Raw genomic sequence first — 23970 nt, 5'->3', positions numbered from 1 at the left:
CGCGGCTCCGTGACCCTTGTCCGCAGCAGCTTAAACTTTCCGAAAGGTGGCGGGCCTTATGTTGAGGCGCGCCCTTCGGGCTTTTCTGCAATTCCTGGATATGACGGCGGAGTCACCCTCGTGAAGGCTATCCTCGGCAAGTTTCGGCCATCGAAGAGACTGCTGGTCATCCTCGCGGCCGCCTTCGGCGTCTCGGCCGCATCCGGCGGGGCCGCCGTCTATGTCAGCCGGGATGCTCTGATGGCGGGGCTTTCCAAGCCGAATACTTCGGGTCTCGAATGCACGCTGCTGCGGACCCTCAAGCTCAGCCACAATGGCCAGCGCTGGATCCGCATGCACGTCAAGACCGATCGCGCCGACGGCGAGGCGCGCATGCGCACGGCCCTGCGTGTGGTCGGTGCGCTGGCGAAGGCCGAGCGGGCCGATCTCTATCAGGTCGTCGTGCTCGACGCGGCCGGCCCGGAGGATCGGGCCCAGGTCCGCGGAGCCGCAATCGGCGCGGAGGTGCTTTTCGCTCCCGGTCCGCAGAGCGTGCCTGGCATGAGCGAAACGTTCCGCGCTTCCTATAACGCCGGCACGGCCAACTCTGCCGGCGTCTTCCACGGCAAGACGGTCGACCTCTCCATGGACGATGTCCGCACGATGATGGCGGCGATGGACGACCACTCGCCATGCATCGATCCGTTGGCGGACCCTGCCGAAGCCAAAACCGCCGACGCAGGCGGTGCCGAACATCAGGCCGAACCGGCTGAAACGGCCGAGGCGCCCGCCGGGCATTGAGCCCGCGTGATCGAATAGTTTCTTCTGAAAATCAAAAAGGCCCGACGCGTGCGCGGCGGGCCTTCGTGTTCGTGGCAATGCGACCTTGATCAGTCGGCCTTGTGGCGGCGCGCCGGGAAGAGGATGACGTCCCGGATCGACGGCGCATTGGTGAGCAGCATGATCAGGCGGTCGACGCCGATGCCGAGGCCACCGGCCGGCGGCATGCCCTGGTCGATGGCATCAAGGAACTCGTCGTCGAGCTGCTTGGCCTTTTCGCCGCGGGCGTGCGCCTGCTCTAGCTGCTCGACCATGCGTGCGCGCTGTTCTTCCGGATCGTTGAGTTCCGAGAAGGCGTTGCCGAGTTCCCAGGTGTTGCAATAGGTCTCGAAACGCTCGACGAGGCGCGGCTCGCCCGGCACTTCCTTGGCAAAGGGCGAGATGTCCTTCGGGAAATGCGTGACGTGGGCCGGCTGGATCAGCGTCGGCTCGACCTTCTCCTCGAAGACGAAGGCGAGGCACTCGCCCCAGGTCCAATCCTTCTCGACCTCGAAGCCGGCAGCCTTGGCGGCAGCGCGGGCTTCCTCGTCGGTCTTCATCGCCAGGAAGTCGATGCCGGTCGCTTCCTTGACAGCGTCAGGCATCGGCACGCGGCGGAACGGACCCTTGAAGGAGAGCTGCTTGTCGCCATAGGCGAATTCGGTCGAGCCGTGGATCGCCATGGCGAGCTCGGCGAACATGCGTTCGACGAGGTCCATGACGTCCTCGTAGTCGGCATAGGCCCAGTAGCACTCCATCATGGTGAATTCCGGATTGTGCCGGGTGGAGACGCCTTCGTTGCGGAAGTTACGGTTGATCTCGAAGACCTTGTCGGTGAGGCCCGAGACCAGCGTCCGCTTCAGATACAGTTCCGGCGCGATGCGCAGGTACATGTCGAGTTTCAGCGTGTTGTGATGCGTCTTGAACGGCTCGGCGGTGGCGCCGCCATAGACCGAATGCAGCATCGGCGTCTCGACTTCCATGAAGCCGTCGTTTTCCATGAAGCGGCGGATGCCGGAAACGATGCGGCTACGCTGCTGGAAGCGCAGTTTCGATTCCTCGTTGGTCATGATGTCGAGGTGGCGCTTGCGATAACGCAGCTCGATGTCGGAGAGGCCGTGCCACTTCTCGGGCATCGGCAGCAGCGACTTCGTCAGCATGGTGATCGTCTGCGCGTTGATCGTCAGCTCGCCGCGCTTGGTGCGGCGCACGACGCCGGTGACGCCGATGATGTCGCCGATGTCGATCATTGGCAGCAGGCCGCGGGCTTCCTCGCTCGTCACGTCCTTGTGGCTGAAGATCTGGATCTTGCCGGAGGCGTCATGGATATCCATGAACATGCCGGAGTTGCGCGAGGAATAGACGCGGCCGGCAACCGTCACGACATCCTGCGTCTCGGTGTCCGGCTCCAGGCCCTCATACTTCGCCGTGAGTTCGGCATTGGTCATCGTCCGGTGGAAATGCGCCGGATAGACGTCGCCGATCTGCTCGCGCAGGAGGTTCAGCTTCTGTGCGCGAACTTCCGTTGCGTCGGAGGAGAGGCCAGTGGTCTCGGTCTTGTCGTTCATCGTGCTCTCCTTACTTTCCGCTGCCGACCATGGAGGCAACCACCTGGGCCGCCACCTTCAGGCGCTGACGTACCACGGCGCGGCCCAGGATTTCCATGCTGTCGAACAGTGGCAACGAACGCTGCGAGCCCGAAACCGCCACGAAGAGCGGCGCCACGATGACCTTCAGCTTCTTGCCCATGCGCTCGGCGACCGCACGCAGTTCCGCTTCGATCGACTCCTTGTTCCACTCCAGGATCTTTTCGAGATCCGGCTGAACGGTGTTGAGGACCTCGAGCAGTTCTTCGGGCGTCGACTTGACGCCGGCAAAGGCTGCCGGCTGCAGTCCGAGGTCGGACTTGAACAGGAAGCTTGCGAGGTCGGGCAGTTCGCCGAACTTCGAAATACGCGACTGGCTGAGCTTGAGGCCCTGCTTCAGACGGTCGTTTTCCATCGCCCAGGCAAGGACGCGGGCGGCGAACTCGTCTTCCGAGAGTTTTTCGCGGATCCAGCGGGCGTTGAGCCAGTCGAGCTTCTGGATGTCGAAAATCGCACCGGCCTTGGAGAGGTTTTCCGGATCGAACTTGGCCGCCAGCTCGTCGATCGTCAGCAGCTCCTCGCCCTCGGCGATCTGGATGAAGAACAGGCCGAGGAAGTTCATCAGCGCTTCCGGCAGGTAGCCGAGCGCGGTGTAATAGGAGATCGACGTCGGGCTCTTGCGCTTCGACAGCTTCGACTTGTCGGCATTGCGCATCAGCGACAGGTGCATGAACTGCGGCGGCTCGAGGCCGAGATACCGGTAGATCAGGATGTGCTTCGGAACCGAAGCCAGCCACTCTTCGCCGCGGGCGACGTGGGTGATCTTCATCAGGTGGTCGTCGACGACGTTCGCCATGTGGTAGGTCGGCATGCCGTCGGCCTTCAACAGGACCTGCATGTCGACGGCATCCCATGGAATCTCGACGTCGCCATAGACGCCGTCATGGAACTTGCACGAGCCCTCGGTCGGGATCTTCATGCGCACGACATGCGGTTCGCCGGCCGCAACCCGCGACGTCACTTCTTCAGCGGAGAGATTGAGGCACAGGCCGTCATACTTCGAGGGCTTGCCGGCGGCGCGCTGGCTCTCGCGCATCTGCTCGAGCCGCTCCGGCGTGCAGAAGCAGCGGAAGCCGTGACCGTTCTCCACGATCTTCTCGACATAGGGACGATACAAGTCCTTGCGGTCGCTCTGGCGGTAGGGGCCATAGGGACCACCAATGTCGGGACCTTCCGACCATTCGAGCCCGCACCATTTCAGCGCGTCCAGCACCTTCTGTTCGAACTCCGGCGTCGAGCGGGTCGCATCGGTGTCTTCGATGCGCAGGATGAATTCGCCGCCATGCTTCTTCGCGAAGAGATAGTTGAACAAGGCGATATAGGCCGTGCCGACATGCGGCTCGCCGGTGGGGGAGGGTGCGATGCGTACCCGGACTGCTGAATTTGCCATGGTCTTTGCCCGTCTGACGTGCTTTTCGCCCCTTGCCGGAGAAGATATCCGGCCGTCGGGCGCGCATTTTATGGGAAGGAAAGGCCCGCAAGGGTGCCGCAACAACGGTATCGGCAGGCTATTCCAGTCGGCTCGCGTGAGACCATAGAACGCCGATCATGTCAACGGAAACCGGATCACGCCGGCTTTTGTTGACACTGCCTGCCCCGAGCGATAATGAACCAAAAGGTTATTTAACTGAAAGGTTTTTTAGAGTATGCAGGAAGATCGCTTGTCGACGACGCTCTCAGCCCTGGCCGACCCGACGCGAAGGGCGATCCTCGCCCGCCTCGCCCTCGGAGAGGCCTCGGTCGGCGAATTGGCGGAACCCTTCGAAATGAGCCTGCCGGCTGTCTCCAAGCATCTCAAGGTCCTCGAGCGTGCCGGGCTGATCAGCCGCGGCCGCGAAGCGCAGTGGCGCCCGTGCCGGCTCGAGGCGGCACCGCTTAAAGACGTCAACAATTGGCTCGACGGCTATCGCCGCTTCTGGGAGCAGAAATTCGACCGTCTCGCCGTCTATCTGCAGGAACTGCAGCGTATCGACCCGGACGCCGGCAAGAACTGATCGCCGTCGCCTCTTCCGTCCCCGGCCGTTCTGCGGTAAGCAGAACGCGTCGAAAAAGGCAGGACCGGATATGGTAAGCCCGGTCCCTTCGGTTTTTTAAACGAAGCTCTGCTCGAACGTCCCGTTCGAACCCACGACGTGGTTCCGATGCAATTGCATCGGTCCGCGGCGGGGTGTGCATATCGACGCAGTCCGCCGCGTTTCTCGAACACGGAGACTGTGAACATGCGACTGAATCATATCGACCTCTATAGCCCCGTCGTCGCCGAAACGGCTTCAATCCTCATCGACCATTTCGGCCTGACGCTGGTCGAAAAGCGCGGCAAGGACGCCTTCTACCGTCTGACTGACGGGGCCGGCCTGGTGCTCGTCGTCAGCCCGCCGATCGAGGCGCTCGGCGGCGGCGACCAGTTAAGGCTCGGCGTCCAGACCTACCACATCGGCTTCCTGCTGCCGGCGCGAACCGAGGTCGACGACGTCTATCGGCGGGTGCACGGAGCCGGCATCCAGGTGACCGCGCCGCAGGACCGGCACGGCGCCTATGTCTTCTACGCGGTCATTCCCGGCAACATTCTGGTCGAGGTCGGCCACCGCGCGGACGTCTGAACGGGCTGGAGGGCCGGCGGAACGTTTCCTGTGGCGAGGCGTTCTCCAACCAGAAGGCGTGGGACCGGGCCACCGGCATGACTCAGCGAGAGAGGAGGAGTGTTCCTGTTTTCGCTGAGGGCTCGCGGTCGACGGCCGGTCGGTTCGGCTCCGCGTTTTCGTGATCTCCCGCAATATCACGCCCTTCACCTGTGACGGAGGGCGTGACTTTCCTCATCTTTCGCCTGCTATCGCGAACCGCTGTGCACTCTTGCGCAACAGCTTCAGTCGAGCTTGCCTGCCTTCCTGAGCCGTGCGTTGCGAGCGACCATGTTGAGGATTTCGACGAGGGCCGAGAAGGCCATGGCGGCGTAGATGTAGCCCTTGGGCACATGCAGGCCCATGCCTTCGGCGATCAGCGTCGTGCCGATCATCAACAGGAAGGCGAGCGCCAGCATCACGATCGTCGGGTTCTTCTCGATGAAGTTCGCCAGCGGACTGGCGGCGACGAGCATCACGGTCACGGCGGCAATCACGGCGATGACCATGATCGGCAGGTGCGGCGTCATGCCGACGGCGGTGATGATGCTGTCGACGGAGAAGACGAGATCGAGCAGCAGGATCTGGCCGATCGCGGCACCGAAGCTGCTGATCGCCGAGGAGGCGATGAAATCCTCGCCGTGATCGCTCGGATCGACATTGTGATGGATTTCCTTGGTTGCCTTCCAGACGAGGAACAGGCCGCCGGCAATCAGGATCATGTCCTTCCAGGAGAAGCCGTGGCCGAAGGCCTCGAAGACCGGCGTCGTCAGCTTGACGATCCAGGCGACGGTACCGAGCAGAGCGAGGCGCATGACGAGCGCGAGACCGATGCCGACGCGGCGGGCTTTCTCGCGATGTTCGATCGGCAGCTTGTTGGTGAGGATCGAGATGAAGATCAGGTTGTCGATGCCGAGAACCACCTCCATGACGACGAGAGTAACGAGGGCGACCCACGCGGCGGGGTCTTGGGCAAGCAACAGGATATCCTGCATCGGCGATCTTTCCTTTTTGCCGCATGTTTCCTTAAATCGCCTCCGATTTAAGGAAACATGCGGCGCTTCAAAGTGTTACAGCGACCTTTGCGCGTCTGAAAAGACGCGCGGCGCTGTAGGTGGCGCGTCGTTGCGCAAGAATCGCCGCAGTATTTAAGGAACATCGCGGGAGTGACAAGCGCCGCCGGCCCTTTGCGGCGGCGCTTTACCGTTTACGATTTGATCGGAATCCACAGTTCGACCGCGCCCATGCCCGAATGAGGGTCGAAGCGCTCGTCGTAGCGTTCGATCAGATCCGGCGTCTCTCCATGCTGCAGGCCGGACTCCGGCAGCCACGTGCCGAAGATGTGGTCCGCGGTCCTGGCGATCGCCGAGATGTGGCCGCGATGCAGGAAGACGGCATAGCGCTGCTTCGGCAGCTTCAGTGTCGAAAAGCCATCGGGCAGTTCGTCGGCTTCGCTGACTTCCGCGGCTGCCATGTAACGGAAGGTTCCGGCCTCGCCATTGCTTTGGCTGCACACGCCATAGGCGACGTCGCCCTTCTGGCCGGGTATGTTGCCGAAATGGCGGTTGAACCGCTGCCAGAGCGACGGGATGCCCTCGGTGCGGCCATAGGCATAGGTTTCCGCCAATCCGGCCAACAGCAGGGGCGGGCTGTCTTCGAAGCGTGGCGGGTCGATCTTGAGAAGGCGGGTGTCGTCCATCCTGATAGGCTCCATCAGTTCGATGTTTCGAACGTGCCTTTGCTTGCGGACCGTCTCGGGCGTCACGCCGAACTGGTCGCGAAAGGCGCGGGTGAAAGCCTCGTGCGAATTGTAGCCCGCTTCGAGGGCCACCGAAAGAATGCTGAGAGAGCCATCGGCCAGGGCATAGGCGGCATCGGTCAGCCGCCGGCCGCGAATATAGGCGCTGATCGAGCGGCCAGTGACCAGCCCGAAAACGCGCGAGAGATGGAAGCGCGAGAGGCCCGCGGCCCCGGCGATTTCATCCAGCGATATGTCCTTTGCGAAATGGCTCTCGATGAACCAGACCGCCCGTCCGATGGCACTCATCATCACTCCTTAGGCTTGCGCCCTGGTGATAGGGTCTTGCCGGAAGGTGCGCTTGATCGCAATTGCTGGATTGAACGCTCGAAGGATGAAAGAGGTTCGGCGTCAGATCGTCTTTTTCTTCGGTCCGTAGGCGGCCATAAAGACGCGGACGGCGGCGGTGACCGTCGCCTCGATCTGTTCCTTGGGCGGTGCAGAACACATGCCGCCGAACAGCCGGTGCTTGAAGAGGCCGGCCTGTGCCATTTCGATGAACTGGCGGGCAGCCATCTCGGTGTTGTCGATATTGAGCGTGCCGGCGGGAACCTGCCGGTCGAGATAGGCCTTGAGCACGGTGTAGCCGTTTTCCGGCGCCTCGCTGAAGAAGCGTTCGGCCAGGTGCGGCATCCGGTCGATCACGCCGATCACCATGCGCATGGAGCGGATCGTTTCCTCGGCCGTCATGCTGGTCGTCAGCGTCACGCCGAAATCGTAGAGCGATTCCTCGACGTCGTCATGATCGTTGAGCGCATGCTTGGCCGTCTGGACCACCCGGGTCTTGCCCTTGATGATCAGCGCCTTGAAAAGGTCTTCCTTGTTCTCGAAATAGACGTAGAGCGTGCCCTTCGAGACGCCAGCCTCACGGGTGATGTCGTTCATGCTGGCGGCGTCGAAGCCGTGGCTCAGGAAGGCACGCCTCGCACCTTCGAGGATCTGCTCGCGCTTGATCGGGTCCTCACCGGCGGCGTGGCGACCGCCACCCGGACAGAGATCTTCCTCCATGCCGGCTACCGGCTGCACGATGTCCCGTTTCCCGGTCTTCGCCGTACTCATGATGGTCGCTTGTTTCCGTCCTGCTCGCATTAAATTTCAAACCATCGAACCGCGTGGTTCGATTTCCTCTTGATATGCGACCAGAAAGGCCTTATGTCAAGTTTCGATCGAACCGAACGGTTCAGTTCGTTCACCAATCTTTAACCAGGCCGGTGCCCAATGTCCGCATCCCACACATCCAGCGCTGCTCGCGTCCGTCCGGTCGACGAGAATTTCGAAGTGCAGCAGGAAACCGCGCTTGAGGCAAAGGCGCCTGCCGCGGAGCAGACCGCTGTCCAGGCTCCTGCAGAAGCGGTGCAGCCGCCGAAGAAGGCGCGCAAGCCCATCCTCCCCGTGCTCGGTCTGGCGCTTCTGGCCGCCGGTGCGTGGTTCGGCTACGACTGGTGGACCAATGGCCGCTTCATGGTCTCGACCGATGACGCCTATATCGAGGGCGACATCGCGACGATCTCGCCCAAGGTCTCGGGTTACGTCGCCAAGGTCGACGCCGTCGCGAACCAGAAGGTGAAGGCCGGCGATCCGCTCGTCACCCTTGACGATGGCGACTACCGCATCGCTGCCGAGCAGGCCGAGGCAAAAATTGCCACCCAGAAGCTGGCACTCAGCCGTTTCGATGCGCAGATTGCCGGCGCGAAGGCGAGTCTTGCCCAGACCGAAGCGCAGAAGAAGGCTCTCGAAGCGACGGTGCGCGGCGCCGAGCTCGCGCAGAAGCGCGCGAGCGACCTCCAGTCCAAGGCCGTTGGCACCGTCGCTTCGCTTGACAATGCAGACGTCGCGCTCGATCAGGCACGGGCAAACCTTGCCGGCGCCGATGCCAACATCGCTGCCGCCAAGGCGAGCATCACCGTGCTCGAAGCGCAGCGCACGGAAGCGGAAAGCGAGATCCGTTCGCTCGAGCTTGTGCGCGACAAGGCCAATCGCGACCTCGGCTTCACGGTCCTGAAGGCGCCCTATGACGGCGTCGTCGGCAATGTCGCGGTTCAGGTTGGCGACCTCGTTTCCGCCGGCCAGCGGCTCGCTGCCCTCGTTCCGGTCGACCAGCTCTATATCGACGCCAACTTCAAGGAGACCCAGATCGCCCATCTGGTGCCGGGCTCCAAGGTCAAAGTCCATGTCGATGCTTATGAGGACCATGCGATCGAAGGCACGGTTGCCTCGATCTCGCCGGCCTCCGGCTCGGTCTTCTCGTTGCTGCCGGCGGAAAACGCCACCGGCAACTTCACCAAGGTGATCCAGCGCGTGCCGGTGCGCATCACGCTGCCGGCCGACGTGCTGGCCGAAGGTCACCTGCGCGCGGGCTTGAGCGTCGTCGTCGATGTCGACACCCGCACGGCGCCGGATGCGACGAAGGTCGCCGCTACCAAGTAAGCGGACGAAATGCCGGCGCGCCCCTGGGCGCGCCTTATTGTCGAGACCCCAGCGCGCCACGGAGCGCGTTCAAGTCCGGAACGCCGGCGCGGCGAAACGCGCATGTCCAGAACGCTGGCGCCTTAAGCGCCCATGCAAGGAGTGGCTGAGATGGCCGCAACGGCAACAGCAGGTTCGGTGGCGGCCGCCGCACCGAAGGTCGAGGAACATATGGACCCGAAGAGGCTGATCGCCTTCTTCGCCATGGTCGTCGGCATGTTCATGGCGATCCTCGACATTCAGATCGTCTCGGCCTCGCTTGCCGAAATCCAGGCAGGTCTCTCGGCCGGCTCGGACGAGATCGGCTGGGTGCAGACCTCCTATCTCATCGCTGAAGTCATCATGATCCCGCTGTCGGGGACGCTGGCGCGTATCGTCTCGACGCGCGTGCTGTTTTCGGTGTCGGCTGCCGGCTTCACCGCGGCAAGCGCGCTTGCGGCAACCGCGACCAACATCGACCAGATGATCGTCTATCGCGCCATCCAGGGCTTTATCGGCGGCGGCATGATCCCCTCCGTCTTCGCCGCCGCCTTCACCATCTTTCCGCCGTCGAAGCGCAACGTCGTCTCGCCGATCATCGGCCTGATCGCGACACTGGCGCCGACGATCGGCCCGACGGTCGGTGGCTACCTCAGCCACGCCTTCTCCTGGCACTGGCTGTTCCTGGTCAACGTCATCCCCGGGATCATCGTCGCGACGCTCACCTGGAGCTTCATCGACTTCGACAAGCCGGAACTCGGCCTTTTCAAGAAGTTCGACTGGTGGGGGCTGGCGTCGATGGCGATCTTTCTCGGCGCGCTCGAATATGTGCTCGAAGAGGGCAATGCGAACGACTGGTTCAACGACGAGCATATCGTGCTGGGTGCGGTCGCCTCGGCGCTGGCGGCGATCGTGTTCTTCTACCGAGCCTTCAAGGTGGAGTTCCCGGTCGTCGACCTCAGGGCCTTTGCCAACCGCAACTTCGCCTTCGGCTCGATGTTCTCCTTCGTGATGGGCATCGGTCTCTACGGCCTCACCTATCTCTACCCGCTCTATCTCGGCCGCATTCGCGGATACGATTCGCTGATGATCGGCGAGACGATGTTCGTCTCGGGCCTTGCGATGTTCTTCACGGCGCCGGTCGCCGGCATACTCTCGGGCAAGCTCGATCCGCGCGTGCTGATGACGATCGGCTTCACCAGCTTTGCCGGCGGCACCTGGATCATGGGCCACCTGACGGCCGACTGGGATTTCTACGAGCTGTTCATTCCGCAGATCCTGCGCGGCGTCGGGCTGATGCTCTGCATGGTGCCGATCAACAACATCGCGCTCGGCACTATGCCGCCGGCGCGCATGCGTGGCGCCTCTGGCCTTTTCAACCTGACGCGAAACCTCGGCGGCGCGGTGGGGCTTGCGATCATCAACACGATCCTGACCCAGCGCCAGGATTTCCACTATGCGCGCCTTGCGGAGCACGTGCAGTGGGGCAATCCGGAAGCGATGGAGCGGTTCGGCAACCTCGCCGCCAGCTTCAATGCGCACGGCCTCGACGGCACGACGATCGCAATCAAGCAGCTTGCCGCCATGGCGCAGAAGCAGGCGGTCATCCTGTCCTTCAGCGATATTTTCGTGCTTCTGACGGTGCTGTTCCTGTCGCTGATCCTCGGCGTGATGATGATCAGCAAGCCACAGGGCGTCGGCCCCAGCGGCGGCGGCCATTAAAACAGGATGATGGGCCAAGGCGGCCACCATCATTGCCCATGAGGAACAAGGAAGCGGGCGATCGCCTCTTCCTCGTTCCCATGCCGAGCGTTCTGCGCGGTTTACGCAAGGCACGCCTTGCGGCACACTTCCGTCCACGGATATCGAGGGGCGGCGGCATGACGGAACTGGTTTCGGCGGCCATTTCGCGGCGGTCTTTCATGACGGGTCTTGCCGGCTTCGGGTTAGGGCTTGCGGCCTCCCGCAGCCGTGCTGCCGCTCCGGCCATCGATGCGACATTCCTGTTCTCCAGCGACATCCATGCCTGCCTGGTCTCGATCGAGGGGCTTGCGCCGAATTGCGCTGCGGAAGGCAAGACCGACGCCAACCTGCTGCGCCATGTGGCGGCGCTGAACGCCGTGCATGACTTGCGCTGGCCGGCAACGGTCGCTGACAAGCCGAGCGGCCTCGCAAGCGGCGGACGGCAGATCGGCAAGCCACTCGGCCTGGTGCTGGGCGGCGACATTACCGACGATGGCGGCGGCCAGGTGCGCCAGCCGCGTGAAGGGCGGCAACTGCAGCAGTTTTCCAGCCGCTACCAGGAAGGGGCGGGAAATGATCGCGTCCACATGCCTGTTTTTGTCGGGCTCGGCAATCATGACCTCGACCAGGACGGCACGCCGCCGCATGTCGACTGGTATCGCCGCGAGCTGCGCGACTATGTCGAACTCAACCATCGCCAGACGGTCTTCTACAAGCCGCCGGTGCCGGTCACCAACTACGATCCGCTCTCGGATTGCTATTCCTGGGACTGGGGCGGACTGCATCTCGTGCAATTGCAGCGCTTCGGCGGCGACGAAAACAAGGGGGCGGTGAACGCCTTGCCCTGGTTGAAGCAGGATCTCGCGGCCTATGCCGGCGATGGCCGGCCGGTGATCCTCTTCCAGCACTATGGCTGGGACGCCTTCTCGACCGAGGTCTGGGATACGAAGTTGAAGACCTTTGACGACAACGGCGACGGGAGCCCGCATTGGTGGAGCGTCTCTCAGCGTCAGGCGCTGCTCGACACCATCAAGGGCAGCAACGTCATCGGCCTGTTCCACGGGCACCAGCACGAATCGGCAATGATCTACCGACAGAACGGGCTCGACATCATCAAGCCGAAGGCGGCTTATATGGGCGGCTTTGCGATCGTGCGTGTCACGGAAGGCTTCATGGATGTGGTGCTTGCCGAGGCTGGCGAGGTCCATGGCGAGGTCGTCTTTACCGCGGCTTTCAGTAAGCGCCTCGGATAATCCGGGAAATATGAGCTAAATCAAAAAGTTAAAGCATGTAATCCGCTGTCTCGGGACTGGGCGCGGAGCTCTGTTTTCCGCATTCTGCAGATTCTTGATTTACGTACATCAAAAAATCCTCTAAAGGCAGAGCCCGGAGGAAAACATGCGCCCGACAGTTCACGACATCGCTGCCGAAGCGGGGGTCAGCCTCGCGACCGTCGACCGGGTTTTGAACAACCGTCCCGGCGTGCGTGGTGTCACCCGCGACAAGGTCGAGCGCGCCATTGCGACGCTTGGCTATGTGCGCGACGTCGCCGCCGCCAATCTCGCCAAGAGCCGCAGCTACCCGCTGGTCTTCATTCTGCCCGAGGGCGACAACACCTTCATGCGCGGCCTCGCCGCCGAGGTGGAGGCGGCAAAGGTGCGCTCGGCAGTCGAGCGCACTGCAATCACCGTGCTCTCCGTGCCGGCCTTTGATGCGGCGGCTCTTGCCGCGGCGCTGGAAAAGGCGCGGGCGCTAAGCCCGGCCGGCGTCGCCGTGGTTGCGATCGATGCACCCGAGGTCGTTGCGGCTGTCGACCGGCTTCATGAAGACGGCATTGCCGTGGTGACGCTGGTTTCCGATCTGCCGGGATCGTCGCGGGATCACTTTGCCGGCGTCGACAATATCGCCGCCGGCCGGACCGCGGGCAGCCTGATGGGTCGCTTCCTCGGCGGTCGCGAAGGGCCGGTCGCGATCGTCGCCGGCTCGATGCTGGTGCGCGACCATCGCGACCGCCTCGAAGGCTTCAGCGCGGCGATGGCCGAAAGCGCGCCCGGCCGCCGGCTGCTGCCGGTCGTCGAGGGCCATGACGATCCGGCCGAAGTCGAGCAACTCGTCTCGAAGCTCGTCGCCGATCATGCCGATCTCGCCGGCATCTACAGTCTCGGCGCCGGCAATCGCGGCTTGATCACGGCACTCGAAGAGGCCGGGCGTCAGACGGATGTTTGCGCCATCGCGCATGAACTCACGCCGCATAGCCGCCGGGCACTCTCGTCCGGCACCTTGGACGCGCTGTTGAACCAGGATGCCGGTCACGAGGTGCGCAGCGCCATCCGCGTGCTCAAGGCCCGCGCCGACGGGCTCGCCGTGATCGGAGCACAGGAGCGCATCCGCATCGAGATTTTCCTGAAGGACAACCTGCCGGTCGAGCCGGCGTAACGATTTGGAACGACGCAGTTCCAGACGGGAAGCCGGTTTGGAATTGCTCAATGGAGGCAAGCATGTATCTCGGACTGGATCTCGGCACCTCGGGCGTCAAGGCAATGCTGATCGATGGCGACCAGCGCATCGTCGGTTCGGCCTCGGGCGCGCTCGACGTCTCGCGCCCGCATCCCGGCTGGTCGGAACAGGATCCGGCAGACTGGGTGCGCGCGACCGAAGAGGCGATCGCCGGCCTGAAGGCGGCGCACCCGGCCGCGCTTGCGGCCGTCAGCGGCATCGGCCTTTCCGGCCAGATGCACGGCGCGACGCTGTTGGACGCCGACGACTGGGTGCTCAGGCCCTGCATTCTCTGGAACGACACCCGCAGCTTCCGCGAGGCGGCGGCCCTCGATGCCGACCCGCAGTTCCGCGCGATCACCGGCAATATCGTGTTCCCCGGCTTCACCGCGCCGAAGCTTGCCTGGGTGCGGGCCAACGAGCCCGAAATCTTCGCCAAGGTGCGCTGGGTGCTGCTGCCGAAGGACTATTTGCGCCTGTGGCTGACCGGCGAGCATATGTCGGAAATGTCCGACTCCGCCGGCACCTCCTGGCTCGATACCGGCAAGCGGCGCTGGTCGGAAAGCCTGCTTGCCGCCACAGGCATGGACGAAAGCCAGATGCCCAGCCTGGTAGAGGGAACCGATCCGGCCGGAAAGCTGCGTTCGGAGCTTGCGGCGCGCTGGGGCATTTCCGGTGATGTCGTGGTTGCCGGCGGCGCCGGTGACAATGCGGCGTCTGCCTGCGGCATGGGTACCGTTGGTGAGGGGAACGCTTTCGTGTCGCTCGGGACCTCGGGCGTTCTCTTCGCGGCGAATGCGAGTTACCTGCCGAACCCGGAAAGCGCCGTGCACGCCTTCTGCCACGCCCTGCCGAACACCTGGCACCAGATGGGCGTCATCCTGTCGGCGACCGATGCGCTCAACTGGTATTCCGGTATTGCCGGGCAGAGTGCTGCGGACTTGAGCAGCGAACTCGGCGACGACATCAAGGTACCCTCGGGCGTGACCTTCCTTCCCTATCTCTCGGGCGAGCGCACGCCGCACAACGACGCGGCTATCCGCGGCGCCTTCGTCGGGCTCGGCCATGAAAGCAGCCGTGTGGCGCTGACGCAGGCGGTCATGGAAGGCGTTTCCCTTGCCATCCGCGACAGCCTGGAAGCGCTTCGAGCCGCCGGCACGACGCTTTCGCGCGTGACGGCGATCGGCGGCGGTTCGCGCTCGCGCTACTGGCTGAAATCGGTAGCAACCGCGCTCAACCTGCCCGTCGACCTGCCGGCTGATGGCGATTTCGGCGCAGCCTTCGGGGCCGCCCGCCTTGGCCTCATTGCCGCGACGGGTGCGGATCCGGTGGCGACCTGCTACGCGCCGCGCACGGCCGAGACCATCGCGCCCGAGGCGTCGCTGGTTGCGGCCTACGAGGAAAGCTATCAGCGTTACCGCCGGCTCTATCCGGCGATCAAGAGCGCCGCGTCGTGACACGGCGTCCTTGCTTGAATGTCGCGCGCTCAGCGGGTCGGAACCTTGTCGAGAAAGCCGGTGATCGCCTTCAGGCGACCGTTCTCGATCTGGCAGACGTCGGTGCCTTCGATGACCGAGGGAACGCCATCCGGGCCGAGCGCCCAGGAGAAGCGGAGCGTGTCGGCATAACCGTCCGCCGCACCCTTCAGCGTGAAGCGGAAGCCGGGAAACTGCCCGTGCACGCCGGCAATCAGGGCATCGATGCCGGCGTGGCCGTCGCCCTGCATGATCGGGTCACGATAGGCAATGTCGGCGGTGAAGGCCTTCTCGATCAGCGGCGCGCGGCTGGCGGCATCCGTCGTGTTCCAGGCGGCGATGTAGGCTTCGGCGATGGCGTTGAAGTCGTGCATCGAGGTGTTCCTTTCCTTCGGCGTTTCGATGCTTTCCGTATCGCCGGACGAGGGAATGAAACCAATTACCTTCCACGTAATGGCCGGGCTCATCGAATGGGCGATGCCGGCCGAAACCACTCTTGAAAGAGGAGCAAGACCCGTGAGCACAGGATTTTTCGGCGATATCGCCAAGGTCAAATATGAGGGACCCGAGAGCACCAATCCGCTCGCCTTCCGTCATTACAACAAGGACGAGATCGTTCTCGGCAAGCGCATGGAAGACCATCTGCGCTTTGCGGTTGCCTATTGGCACACTTTCGTCTGGCCGGGCGGCGACCCTTTCGGCGGCCAGACCTTCGAGCGCCCCTGGTTCAAGGACAGCATGGAAGCGGCGAAGCTGAAGGCCGACGTCGCCTTCGAATTCTTCGATCTGCTCGGCGTTTCCTTCTATTGCTTCCACGATGCCGACGTGCGCCCGGAAGGCAAGACTTTTGCGGAGAACACGAAGAACCTCAACGAGATCGTCGATCACTTCGAGAAGAAGCAGGCCGAAACCGGCGTCAACCTGCTCTGGGGCACGGCGAACCTCTTCTCCAACCGCCGCTACATGTCGGGGGCCGCCACCAATCCGGATCCGGACGTCTTTGCTTTCGCGGCGGCAACGGTGAAGACCTGCCTCGACGCCACCAAGCGTCTCGGCGGCCAGAACTACGTACTCTGGGGCGGGCGCGAAGGTTATGAGACGCTGCTCAACACCGACATGAAGCGCGAGCTCGACCAGCTCGGCCGCTTCGTCAATCTCGTCGTCGAGTACAAGCACAAGATCGGCTTCAAGGGCGCGATCCTGATCGAGCCGAAGCCGCAGGAACCGACCAAGCACCAGTATGACTACGACGTCGCGACGGTCTACGGCTTCCTGAAGAACTACGGCCTCGAAAACGAGGTGAAGGTCAATATCGAGCAGGGCCACGCGATCCTTGCCGGCCATTCCTTCGAGCACGAGCTGGCGCTCGCCAATGCGCTCGGTATCTTCGGCTCGATCGACATGAACCGCAATGATTACCAGTCCGGCTGGGATACCGACCAATTCCCGAACAACGTGCCGGAGATGGCGCTTGCCTACTACCAGGTTCTCTCAGGCGGCGGTTTCGTAACCGGCGGTACCAACTTCGATGCGAAGCTGCGCCGTCAGTCGCTCGATCCGGAAGACCTGCTGATCGGCCATATCGGTGGCATGGATTGCTGCGCCCGTGGCCTCAAGGCGGCGGCGAAGATGATCGAGGACAAGGCGCTCTCCGCTCCGCTCGAAAGCCGCTATGCCGGCTGGCAGGTGCCGGAAGCCAAGAAGATGCTCGACGGCGGCTTCTCGCTGGAGGAGATCGAAGCCTGGGTGCTGAAATCGGACCTCAACCCGCAGCCGAAGTCCGGCAAGCAGGAACTGCTCGAAAACGTCGTCAACCGCTACGTCTAAACGCTTTCCTGAATTGGTTCATGCGGCGGCTCGGAGTTCTTCGGGCCGCCGTTCGTTTGGGAGTCACTGCAATTTGCATCTTCTGCGCGTAAAAAATCCATGACGCTTTCTGGTTGTTGCCGGCGCATGGGCTTGATGAAATTCTGCATCAGTTGATTCTGAAGTGATCGCATGGCCGTGGACACCGGATGTCTTCGGCGACGAGATTGCTTGGGCTGTCGGATTTCAATCTTCGATAGCATAATTAATCATACACAATTTACAGTTATTTCTATATTATAATATGGTAAACCTTCGGTGCAGGGTGTGCCGTACCTTGAGCTGCAGCGGCCACTCGTCACGCGTGCTGTCGCGGCGCCAGGGGAACAATCCGTATGACCAGCTTCGATTCGAAAACCAAACTTCTCAATGAGCGTCTGCAGTTCGTCGATCTCGACGACGCTCAACGGACCGCGCTTGCGCGCTCGCTGCCCGTCATTTCCGCCTCGCTCGACACGGCGCTGAACAAGTTCTACGCCAAGGCGCGCGCCAATCCGGAAACGGCGCGCTTCTTTGCCAGCGAAGCGCATGTGCAGGGTGCCAAGGCCAGGCAGGCCAGACACTGGGAACTGATCGCCTCCGCCAGGTTCGATGCGCAATATGTCGATGCCGTCACCACCATCGGCAAGACCCATGCGCGCCTCGGCCTGGAGCCGCGCTGGTATATCGGCGGCTATGCACTGATCATCGAATCCATCCTGAAGAGCGTCATCGAGAGCCACCTGAAAGGTTTCCTGCATCGCAACAAGGCGAAGGAGATCGGTACCGATGTGGCAGCCGTCGTCAAGGCTGCGATGGTCGATATGGACTATGCGATCTCCGTTTATCTCGACGCGCTGCAGGAGGAACGTGAACGCTCCGAAGCGGAGCGGCAGGTATTGAACGGCCAACAGGAGGAAGCGCTTTCGGCGCTCGAAGACTGTCTGAAGCGCCTGGCCGACGGCGACCTGACCGCCGTCATTGCCAGCGAACTCGCACCGCAATTCGCAAGCCTTCGATCCAACTTCAATGCCGCGCTCGGCAAGCTCGACCAGACCTTCGGCGCGATCGTCGGGGCGTCCGAGGAAACGGCGAACAATGCCGGCGAACTGGTATCGGCCACCGACGACATGGCGCGGCGCACCGAGCAGCAGGCGGCCTCGCTCGAGGAAACAGCGGCGGCACTCGAAGAGATCACCACCATCTCCAAGGAAGCGGCGTCACGCGCCGAAGAGGCACGGCGCGTCGTCGGAAACGCCACCGACGAGGCGCGCAAATCCGGCGCCATCGTCGAGCAGGCGGTGGCAGCGATGAGTGCCATCGAGGACTCGTCGCGCAAGATCACCCAGATCATCAGCGTCATCGATCAAATCTCCTTCCAGACCAACCTCTTGGCGCTGAACGCCGGGGTCGAGGCGGCGCGGGCGGGCGAGGCCGGCAAGGGCTTTGCGGTCGTGGCGCAGGAGGTGCGCGAACTGGCGCAGAAGTCAGCGGAAGCGGCGCGCGAGATCAAGGAACTGATCGACAAGTCGTTCGAGGACGTGCTGATGGGCGTGTCGCTGGTCAACAAGACCGGCGAGGCGCTGCATCACATCGGCGACCAGGTGATCAACATCAACGGTCACATCGACGCGATCGCCGGCTCGGCGCGCGAGCAGTCGGCCGGTATCGCGGAGATCAACACCGCCGTCACCAACATGGATCAGATGACGCAGCAGAATGCGGCGATGGTCGAGGAAACCAGCGCCGCGACGCATACGCTCATGCAGGTCAGCACCACGCTCAAGGGGCTTGTCGATCAATTCACCGTATCGGCCGGACGGCAAGGGAAACCCAGCCTGGTGGCAACGAACCGGCGTTACGGATGATCATCTGAAGTGAGCGGCGGACGAGGGGAGGGGGCGCCATGATGCCCCCCTTTTCTTTGTCGCGTGATCAGTCCAGACGCTCAACTCGCCGCTTCCACGCGTTTGACGCGGCCGGTGGCGTCGCGAAATGAAATCGATTACAAATCTTTCCGCGAATCTGCGTCCTTGCCTGTTGCCCCGTGTCGAGAATCTGTTAGCTTCGGCGCCTGCAACGTTTCAGGTCCGTCCGTTTAAGCGGAAATCGGGTGTACTTCATCCCCGATCGCTGGCTGTCCGGGCGGGCCGATGCCGTTCCATCGGGAGGAAAATCGGGATGAAGACCATCAAGGGGCCAGGGCTCTTTCTTGCGCAATTTGCCGGCGATGCGGCGCCGTTCAATTCCTGGGACGCGATCACCAAATGGGCGGCGGATTGCGGCTACAAGGGCGTACAGGTGCCGAGCTGGGATGGACGGCTGATCGACCTGAAGCAGGCGGCAAGCTCGAAGGCCTATTGCGACGAGTTCGCCGGCACGGCGCGCGAAAACGGCGTCGAGGTGACGGAACTGTCGACGCATCTGCAAGGCCAGCTCGTGGCCGTGCACCCGGCCTATGACGAGGCCTTCGACGGCTTTGCGGCCGCGGAGGTGCGCGGCAATCCCAAGGCACGGCAGCAATGGGCGGTCGAGCAGGTGAAGCTGGCGCTGACGGCCTCGAAGAACCTCGGCTTGAATGCGATGGCAAGCTTCTCCGGCGCGCTCGCCTGGCCCTTCGTCTATCCCTGGCCGCAGCGGCCGGCCGGTCTCGTCGAGACCGCCTTCGACGAGCTGGCGAAGCGCTGGAAGCCGATCCTCGATCATGCTGAGGACTGCGGCGTCGACATCTGCTACGAGATCCATCCGGGCGAGGACCTGCACGACGGCATCACCTACGAGATGTTTTGGGAGCGCACCGGCAACCATGCCCGCGCCTGCATGCTCTACGACCCGTCGCACTACGTGCTGCAGTGCCTCGATTATCTCGACAACATCGACATCTACAAGGACCGCATCCGCATGTTCCACGTCAAGGATGCGGAGTTTAACCCGACCGGACGGCAGGGCGTCTATGGCGGCTATCAGGGCTGGGTCAACCGCGCCGGCCGCTTCCGCTCGCTCGGCGACGGCCAGGTGGATTTCGGCGCGGTGTTCTCGAAGATGGCGGCCAACGACTTTGCCGGCTGGGCGGTGGTCGAATGGGAATGCGCGCTGAAGCATCCGGAAGATGGCGCGCGCGAGGGCGCCGACTTCGTCAGGCACCACATCATCCGCGTCACCGAGAAGGCCTTCGACGATTTCGCCGGCGCCGGCACCGACGAGGCGGCGAACCGGCGCATGCTGGGGATCTGAGGCAGGGCGGGACCTGAGGCAGGGCGGGACCCGAGGGTCCAACTGCCCCTCACCCTAACCCTCTCCCCGCAGGCGGGGAGAGGGGACGCGGACTGCGGCGGGCCTCGAATTGTTGAGGTTGGTGTTGCGGTCACAGGCGCGAGCGGGCGCGGCATATTCCTTCTCCCCGCGCGCGGGGAGAAGGTGCCGGCAGGCGGATGAGGGGCAAGCCTCACCGCGCGGATGAGGGGCGAAAGCCGCCACAAACAACATCACACGAACGGAAACAGGGGAGAAGATTATGGCAATCGAAGGAACGAGCGAGAAGCGCGAGCGCCGGATCCGGCTCGGCATGGTGGGCGGCGGCTCCGGCGCTTTCATCGGCGCGGTGCACCGCATCGCCGCACGGCTCGACGATCACTATGAGCTGGTGGCGGGTGCGCTGTCGTCGACGCCGGAAAAGGCGGAAAGCTCGGGGCGCGAGCTCGGGCTCGATCCGTCGCGCGTCTATTCCGACTTCAAGCAGATGGCGATCCGCGAGGCGAAGCTGAAGGATGGCATCGAGGCAGTGGCGATCGTCACGCCCAACCATGTGCACCATGCCGCGGCAAAGGAGTTTCTGAAGCGCGGCATCCACGTGATCTGCGACAAGCCGCTGACCTCGACGCTATCAGACGCGAAGAAGCTGAAGAAGGCGGCTGACGACAGCGATGCGCTGTTCGTGCTGACGCATAACTACACCGGCTATCCGATGGTGCGGCAGGCGCGCGAGATGGTTGCCAATGGCGAGATCGGCGCGGTGCGGCTGGTGCAGATGGAATATCCTCAGGACTGGCTGACGGAGAATATCGAGCAGTCCGGCCAGAAGCAGGCCGCCTGGCGCACCGATCCCGCACGCTCCGGCGCCGGCGGCTCGACCGGCGACATCGGCACTCATGCCTATAATCTCGGCGCCTTCGTTTCCGGTCTCGAACTGGAGGAACTTGCGGCCGATCTCGACAGCTTCGTTCCTGGCCGCCAGCTCGACGACAATGCTCATGTGATGATGCGCTTCAAGGCGAAGGACGGTGAACGCGCCAAGGGTCTTCTCTGGTGCAGCCAGGTGGCGCCCGGCCACGAGAACGGCCTGATGGTGCGCGTCTACGGTACCAAGGGCGGGCTCGAATGGACGCAGAAGGATCCGAACTATCTCTGGTATACGCCGTTCGGCGAGCCGAAGCGGCTGCTCACCCGAGCCGGTGCCGGCGCGGGCGCGGCGGCCAACCGCGTCAGCCGGATCCCGTCCGGTCATCCGGAGGGCTACCTTGAAGGCTTCGCCAACATCTATAGCGAAGCGGCGCGCGCCATCTTCGCCAAGCGCAAGGGCGAAACGATCGATCCGGCGGTCACCTACCCGACCATCGATGACGGCATGAAGGGCATGGTCTTCGTCGATGCCTGCGTCCAGTCATCCAAACGAAATGGTGCCTGGGTAAAGGTATAGCGAACTGCCAAAACCGACGGAAGGGCGGGGGCTCTCCCGTAGGCCGGCCCGCCAAAGGCGAGAAAACAACGGGGCCCCGCTCGACGCGGGGCCGGAGCGAGACGAGACAGAGAAATGACCGATCCCAAGATCCTGGCCCAGCGCTTCCCTGGTGATTTCGTATTCGGGGTGGCGACTGCCTCCTTCCAGATCGAAGGCGCCACCAAGGCCGACGGCCGCAAGCCGTCGATCTGGGATGCTTTCTCCAACATGCCGGGGCGTGTCTTCGGGCGGCACAATGGTGATGTCGCCTGCGACCACTACAATAGGCTGGACGAGGACCTGGACCTGATCAAGAGCCTCGGCGTCGATGCCTATCGCTTCTCGATCGCCTGGCCGCGCATCATCCCGGAGGGTACCGGGCCGATCAATGAGAAGGGGCTCGATTTCTATGACCGCCTCGTCGACGGCCTCAAGGCGCGTGGCATCAAGGCTTTCGCAACGCTCTACCATTGGGACCTGCCGCTGGCATTGATGGGGGACGGCGGCTGGACGGCGCGCACGACGGCCTACGCCTTCCAGCGTTACGCGAAGACGGTGATCGCCCGCCTCGGCGATCGGCTCGATGCGGTTGCGACCTTCAACGAGCCCTGGTGCTCGGTCTGGCTCAGCCACCTCTACGGCATCCATGCGCCGGGCGAGCGCAACATGGATGCGGCGCTCCATGCGCTGCACTTTACCAATCTGGCGCACGGCCTCGGCGTCGATGCCATCCGCTCCGAGCGGCCGAGCCTGCCTGTCGGGATCGTCATCAATGCCCACTCGGTGTACCCTGGCAGCCCCAGCAAGGCAGACAAGGCGGCCGCCGAGCGCGCCTTCGACTTCCACAATGGCGTCTTCTTCGGCCCGATCTTCAGGGGCGCGTACCCCGAGACCTTCATGAGCGCGCTCGGCCACCGCATGCCCCTGATCGAGGACGGCGACATGGAGACGATCTCGCGGCCGCTCGACTGGTGGGGCCTCAACTATTACACGCCGATGCGGGTCAGCAACGATCCGGCGAAGGGCGCGGAATACCCGGCGACGATCAATGCGAAGGCGGTGAGCGAAACCAGGACGGATATCGGCTGGGAAGTCTATGCCCCGGCGCTCGGTGAGCTGGTCAAGACACTGAACGCCAAGTACGAACTACCGGACTGCTACATCACCGAGAACGGCGCCTGCTACAACATGGGCGTCGAGAACGGTGTCGTCGACGACCAGCCGCGGCTCGACTATATCGCCGACCACCTGTCGGTGACGGCGGACCTGATTGCCGAGGGCTATCCGATGCGCGGCTATTTCGCCTGGAGCCTGATGGACAATTTCGAATGGGCCGAAGGCTACAAGATGCGTTTCGGCATCGTCCATGTCGACTACGACACCCAGGTCCGCACCATCAAGAAGAGCGGGCATTGGTACAAGGCGCTCGCCGAAGAGTTTCCGAAGGGCAACCATGTCTGACGATTGGGATAGGTGGCGTCAACCCGCCACCACCAAGCGATTCTCCGTCCGCAGTCTCACCGGCGAACCGGAAGGACTTCGAGGCTCTGCCGGTCGAGTTGGGCCAGTACCTCCTTGAAACCATAGCGCGGCTTCCAGTCGAGCTTTTCGATTGCGGCGCTCGGGTCGTAGACCCGATCGATCGTCTCCGGCAGCGCCCAGCCGCGATCGGCGAAGGCCTGGGACAATTTGGGCGCCCGCTCGCGCAGGAGCCCTGCCGCATCCTCCGCCAGACGGCGGCAATCGGTCGGAAGCAGCGGTGTTTCGCCGGAGATGATGTAGCGCTGGAAGGCGGGGCCGCCATTGTCGAGCGCCGCCACATGCGCCGCAGCCACGTCACGCGCATCGATGCCGCGGTGCAGGCGATAGCCTGCGACCCTGTCGGCGGTCTCCGGGAAAGAGCGCGACATGCGCAGCACCCGCACATGCAGGGCACGATCCGCGGCGTTTTCGAGCAGGGCTTCGGCCGCAAGCTTGGTGTGGTGATAGATGGTGTGCGGTTTCGGCGGCGTTTCCTCGGTGATCCAGGCACAGCCTCCCTCCGCGACTGCGTGGCCATAGAGCGCCGTCGTGCTGGTAAAGACGATGCGGCCGACGCCCGCGGCCCGCGCCGCGGCAATCACCAGATGCGTGCCCATCACGTTGACGCGCTCGAACTCCTGATCGGCGACCGTATCGACGTGGGGCGCATGCAGTGCAGCCGTATGGATGACGGCATCTGCGCCCTCCATCGCGCGCTCCAGCAATTCGCCATCGACGAGATCGCCGACGATCGCCGTCGTGCCGAAGGGCATGCGGTCGATGCCGACAACGTCATGGTCGGCGGCGAGTGCGTTGTAGATGGCTCGGCCAATTCGGCCCGAACTTCCGGTCAAGACGATGCGCATGT

Annotated in this window: 21 protein-coding genes; 13 read left to right on the top strand and 8 right to left on the bottom strand. The window is 63.3% G+C overall.

What is annotated here, in order from left to right:
* Positions 1-120: 120 nt before the first annotated feature.
* Complete coding sequence (locus QM996_RS15085) at positions 121-780, top strand: hypothetical protein (protein WP_500268164.1); 660 nt, start codon at positions 121-123, stop codon at positions 778-780.
* An 89-nt stretch (positions 781-869) separates the two neighbouring features.
* Here QM996_RS15085 and lysS read toward each other — a convergent pair whose 3' ends face one another.
* Both lysS and gltX read right to left on the bottom strand, forming a co-directional pair.
* Entirely contained in the window at positions 870-2366 is a 1497-nt protein-coding gene (gene lysS / locus QM996_RS15080) for a lysine--tRNA ligase (RefSeq protein WP_500268163.1), read from the bottom strand.
* A 10-nt stretch (positions 2367-2376) separates the two neighbouring features.
* On the bottom strand, positions 2377-3834 hold the full coding sequence (gene gltX, locus QM996_RS15075; protein WP_500268162.1) for a glutamate--tRNA ligase: 1458 nt from the start codon (positions 3832-3834) through the stop codon (positions 2377-2379).
* A 256-nt stretch (positions 3835-4090) separates the two neighbouring features.
* Between gltX and QM996_RS15070 the strand changes: the two genes are divergently transcribed.
* The gene (locus QM996_RS15070; RefSeq protein WP_500268161.1) at positions 4091-4438 is read left to right on the top strand and encodes an ArsR/SmtB family transcription factor; all 348 of its coding nucleotides are present in this window, start codon (positions 4091-4093) and stop codon (positions 4436-4438) included.
* Between the two features lie 225 nt (positions 4439-4663).
* The gene (locus QM996_RS15065; RefSeq protein WP_500268160.1) at positions 4664-5044 is read left to right on the top strand and encodes a VOC family protein; all 381 of its coding nucleotides are present in this window, start codon (positions 4664-4666) and stop codon (positions 5042-5044) included.
* Between the two features lie 263 nt (positions 5045-5307).
* Here QM996_RS15065 and QM996_RS15060 read toward each other — a convergent pair whose 3' ends face one another.
* The 3 genes from QM996_RS15060 to QM996_RS15050 all read right to left on the bottom strand — a co-directional run bounded on the left by QM996_RS15060 (position 5308) and on the right by QM996_RS15050 (position 7868).
* Positions 5308-6057, bottom strand: coding sequence for a TerC family protein (locus QM996_RS15060; RefSeq protein WP_500268159.1), 750 nt, complete (start codon positions 6055-6057; stop codon positions 5308-5310).
* A gap of 212 nt (positions 6058-6269) precedes the next feature.
* Positions 6270-7109: an AraC family transcriptional regulator gene (locus QM996_RS15055; protein ID WP_500270324.1), complete on the bottom strand. Its 840-nt coding sequence runs from the start codon at positions 7107-7109 to the stop codon at positions 6270-6272.
* Positions 7110-7211: 102 nt separating this feature from the next.
* Positions 7212-7868, bottom strand: a complete 657-nt coding sequence (locus tag QM996_RS15050) for a TetR/AcrR family transcriptional regulator (protein WP_500270323.1) — start codon at positions 7866-7868, stop codon at positions 7212-7214.
* Between the two features lie 210 nt (positions 7869-8078).
* Here QM996_RS15050 and QM996_RS15045 point away from each other — a divergent pair, with 210 nt between their 5' ends.
* From QM996_RS15045 to xylB, 5 genes are all read left to right on the top strand, one after another.
* Entirely contained in the window at positions 8079-9287 is a 1209-nt protein-coding gene (locus QM996_RS15045) for an HlyD family secretion protein (protein ID WP_500268158.1), read from the top strand.
* Between the two features lie 150 nt (positions 9288-9437).
* Positions 9438-11027: an efflux MFS transporter permease gene (locus QM996_RS15040; RefSeq protein WP_500268157.1), complete on the top strand. Its 1590-nt coding sequence runs from the start codon at positions 9438-9440 to the stop codon at positions 11025-11027.
* Positions 11028-11185: 158 nt separating this feature from the next.
* Entirely contained in the window at positions 11186-12301 is a 1116-nt protein-coding gene (locus QM996_RS15035) for a metallophosphoesterase (RefSeq protein WP_500268156.1), read from the top strand.
* Between the two features lie 145 nt (positions 12302-12446).
* On the top strand, positions 12447-13484 hold the full coding sequence (locus QM996_RS15030) for a LacI family DNA-binding transcriptional regulator (RefSeq protein ID WP_500268155.1): 1038 nt from the start codon (positions 12447-12449) through the stop codon (positions 13482-13484).
* Positions 13485-13546: 62 nt separating this feature from the next.
* Positions 13547-15001, top strand: coding sequence for a xylulokinase (gene xylB / locus QM996_RS15025; protein ID WP_500268154.1), 1455 nt, complete (start codon positions 13547-13549; stop codon positions 14999-15001).
* A 29-nt stretch (positions 15002-15030) separates the two neighbouring features.
* Here xylB and QM996_RS15020 read toward each other — a convergent pair whose 3' ends face one another.
* Positions 15031-15393 (bottom strand): nuclear transport factor 2 family protein, encoded by a 363-nt coding sequence (locus QM996_RS15020; protein ID WP_500270322.1) that lies wholly within the window; start codon positions 15391-15393, stop codon positions 15031-15033.
* 142 nt (positions 15394-15535) lie between these two features.
* Between QM996_RS15020 and xylA the strand changes: the two genes are divergently transcribed.
* The gene (xylA, locus tag QM996_RS15015; RefSeq protein ID WP_500268153.1) at positions 15536-16846 is read left to right on the top strand and encodes a xylose isomerase; all 1311 of its coding nucleotides are present in this window, start codon (positions 15536-15538) and stop codon (positions 16844-16846) included.
* Here the strand turns inward: xylA and QM996_RS15010 are convergent.
* Entirely contained in the window at positions 16843-16995 is a 153-nt protein-coding gene (locus QM996_RS15010) for a hypothetical protein (protein WP_500268152.1), read from the bottom strand. The two genes, xylA and QM996_RS15010, sit on opposite strands and share 4 nt — an antisense overlap.
* A 225-nt stretch (positions 16996-17220) precedes the next feature.
* On the opposite strand from QM996_RS15010, the gene QM996_RS15005 reads away from it, so the two are divergent.
* From QM996_RS15005 to QM996_RS14990, 4 genes are all read left to right on the top strand, one after another.
* A complete protein-coding gene (locus QM996_RS15005) occupies positions 17221-18732 on the top strand; it encodes a methyl-accepting chemotaxis protein (RefSeq protein WP_500268151.1) in 1512 nt (503 codons plus the stop codon).
* Positions 18733-19045: 313 nt separating this feature from the next.
* A complete protein-coding gene (locus QM996_RS15000; RefSeq protein ID WP_500268150.1) occupies positions 19046-20098 on the top strand; it encodes a sugar phosphate isomerase/epimerase family protein in 1053 nt (350 codons plus the stop codon).
* Between the two features lie 280 nt (positions 20099-20378).
* Positions 20379-21560, top strand: coding sequence for a Gfo/Idh/MocA family protein (locus QM996_RS14995; RefSeq protein ID WP_500268149.1), 1182 nt, complete (start codon positions 20379-20381; stop codon positions 21558-21560).
* Positions 21561-21674: 114 nt separating this feature from the next.
* A complete protein-coding gene (locus QM996_RS14990; RefSeq protein ID WP_500268148.1) occupies positions 21675-23042 on the top strand; it encodes a beta-glucosidase in 1368 nt (455 codons plus the stop codon).
* A 56-nt stretch (positions 23043-23098) separates the two neighbouring features.
* Here the strand turns inward: QM996_RS14990 and QM996_RS14985 are convergent, their stop codons facing one another.
* Entirely contained in the window at positions 23099-23968 is an 870-nt protein-coding gene (locus QM996_RS14985; protein WP_500268147.1) for an NAD-dependent epimerase/dehydratase family protein, read from the bottom strand.
* Between the last annotated feature and the right edge of the window lie 2 nt (positions 23969-23970).

The sequence above is a fragment of the Sinorhizobium chiapasense genome (assembly GCF_045277575.1).
Lineage (GTDB): Bacteria > Pseudomonadota > Alphaproteobacteria > Rhizobiales > Rhizobiaceae > Ensifer > Ensifer chiapasense_A.
This window is presented reverse-complemented; position numbering and strand designations above follow the sequence as displayed.